Genomic DNA, 2678 nt, shown 5'->3' on the forward strand with positions numbered 1-2678 from the left:
TAATTAAAATTAAAAACAAATAAACCGTTGAGTTCTTCCTCAACAGTTGCACTATAAATATGTTTATCTAAAACACCAATTCCGTTATGCGTAAAGTCTGTTTCATTTGGTTTATATAAAGTAATCATTATTTATATCTCCATCTTGGTTGAATTGAAATAAATTGAATAGCACCTGACCACTCTATTTTATTTTCTCCTATTTGGAATTCTGGAAAACCACCAATCATCTTATCATTCATTGATACTGTACCACTGTATGCCTCTAATAATTCTGAATCTATTACAACAGAACCATTTACATCTTTAATCTGAAAAGAAACATCATTAATAAAAATTCGAAATGTACCATTCCCTGCAACGAACAACATTGGAGTTGATTCCATTGTACCTGGATTATAAATAGATCCAGGAGTACTCAACATTATGTTTGCATCTTCTGTATACTCAAACGGATCAAGCGTAAAGTCGATTTCAAACTCACCATGTTCTTCAATTTCATTTGCAATATCACCTACTACAACATGTTTAATTTTCCGATACACATCATCATCTGTAAAATATAGTGTCTTGCCATTCATCAACCAAGCCTTCATGCGCCGAACTAATGGCTTAATATTCTCTTCTTCAAGCATATTGAACTTTATTTTTAAAGGGACGTCTTTAAACGCCCCTTTTTTTGTAAGTGAGCCATGTCTACCCGGCACTTCAATATGTTCTACTTCCTGTTCTGCTGTAGGAATAACAGGGCGTTCTACCATACATATTCCATAGTCACTTGCTAACTGATTATCGATACCTATGTCTAGCAATTTAAGTCCTCCCTATTCCTATTTTTACATTACGGCCACGCTCAGCAAACCAATCATTTGCTTTTTCAAACATGCGATCAACATCACGTTCATTATTAATTGTGTTATAAAAATTAATTTCTACAGGACCGCTATCAATTTGTTGAACAATCGGTTGAACTGCTCCTGTTGCTAATGCTGACAGATTAGAAGCGATGTTATCTTGTTTGTTTATCCCATATAAATTCAACTTTTTAAAAGTATCATCAACCATGTTTGAAATATTATTAAGTGCGGATTGTAACCCATTACTTTTGTTTGTCTTTTGGTTTGGAGCATTATAAAAATCTCTAAAAATTTGCTCTCTGAAACCAGATATTTTTTTACCAATTTCTAGCCACTTATTCGAATTGTTAAATTCTTTTAGTATATCTTGAGCTGGGTCTCCCCCCTCTAGTATGCTACGAATATACCGCGCAATAGGACTATCGTCTTCTACTCCATCAAGAGTGAACTGTTCTAATTCTTTCCCAACTGCTTTTAATGCATCTCTCATATCCATTGGTAAATGAGTAATCCAATCATTAAGATAATCTCCATCATATAAAATTGCTTCAAAATAACTCCGAAGAGGATTGTTATTCATCATGTCATTTACAGTGGAGCTATTGAAAGTATTTAATGTTGTTTCTAATACTGAATATACTGAATTCGCTAAGTTTTTAGCTGCTGCAAGAACTGTTGAAATTGATTGTTCCATACCAACAGCAAGCCCCGCACCAACTTGTTTACCAACCTGATCCCTCATTTTTCGAGATGGACTATGGATGTCGAAGAAGGAAGTAAAACCATCAAGAATATCGTTACCTATAGACTTCACCTTACTTAACACTTTACCAGCCATGCTACCTAGACCATCTATCAATCCACTTATGATATCTTTACCTATCTTAAATAGATCGATTTTTCTTAATGTGTCAACGATTTTCGGTACAATATCTGTTACAATTGTCGAACCTAATTGCCCTACCATGCTGACAATCCCTTTTATTAAAGCCCAAATTAGTTGAACACCAGCTTCAAGGATTTTAGGTAGATTCTTAATTAACTCTCCTGCTAAAGTAACAATTAGCTTTAATGCGGCTGCAATTAATTCCGGTATCACCTTTACAATCCCAGCAATCAACATAAGTAAAATTTTCACACCAGCTTCCAGTATCTTCGGCAAGTTTGCAATTAATGTGGATGCTATTTTGACAATTAAATCTAATGCTGCATTAATAAGCTGTGGTAACACTTGTACGATACCATCAATAATGGCCATTAAAATCTTTACACCGGATTCAATTATTTTAGGTAAGTTTGTTAATAAAGTATCCGCCACTTTGGTTATAAGATTTATCGCTAAATCAATAAGTTGCGGTAGCATTTTAATGATTCCATCTATTAAGCTAGTTAAAACCTTAACACCAGCTTCAATAATCATAGGTAAATTCGCTGTAATGGCTTCAATTAAAGTTGTAATGACTGTAATAATCGCTAAAGCAATCATTGGTAAAGCTTGTGTGATTCCTGTAATTAATGAAACTAATAAATTTATTCCCATTTCAATTAACTGAGGTAAAAATGACATGATTCCGTTAATAATAGTTTGAATAATTGTTACAGCTATTTGGATTAACTGTGGAAGCATCTGCATAATTCCGTTTATTAAAGTTAGAATCAATTGAAGTCCTGTTTCTATCAGAGTAGGTAAGGCTTGTACAATTCCAGAAATTAAAGTTTGAATGATTTGTATTCCCATTTGAACAATCATAGGGAGATAGGTAGCAATCATCTGTGAAATTGTGTTTATAATCCCAACAATGGCTTCAAGCATAATTGGAGC

General features: G+C 33.6%; 2 protein-coding genes. Both read right to left on the reverse strand.

Going from position 1 to position 2678, the window contains the following annotated elements; genetic code table 11:
- Positions 1–127: 127 nt before the first annotated feature.
- The gene (locus EBQ15_RS30815; RefSeq protein WP_033693004.1) at positions 128–811 is read right to left on the reverse strand and encodes a distal tail protein Dit; all 684 of its coding nucleotides are present in this window, start codon (positions 809–811) and stop codon (positions 128–130) included.
- 1 nt (position 812) lies between these two features.
- Positions 813–2678: phage tail protein (locus EBQ15_RS30820; RefSeq protein WP_125653128.1), on the reverse strand; the 1866-nt coding region annotated here is incomplete at its 5' end.

The organism is Bacillus sp. 2D03 (assembly GCF_003946765.1).
Classification (GTDB): Bacteria; Bacillota; Bacilli; order Bacillales; family Bacillaceae_G; genus Bacillus_A; species Bacillus_A cereus.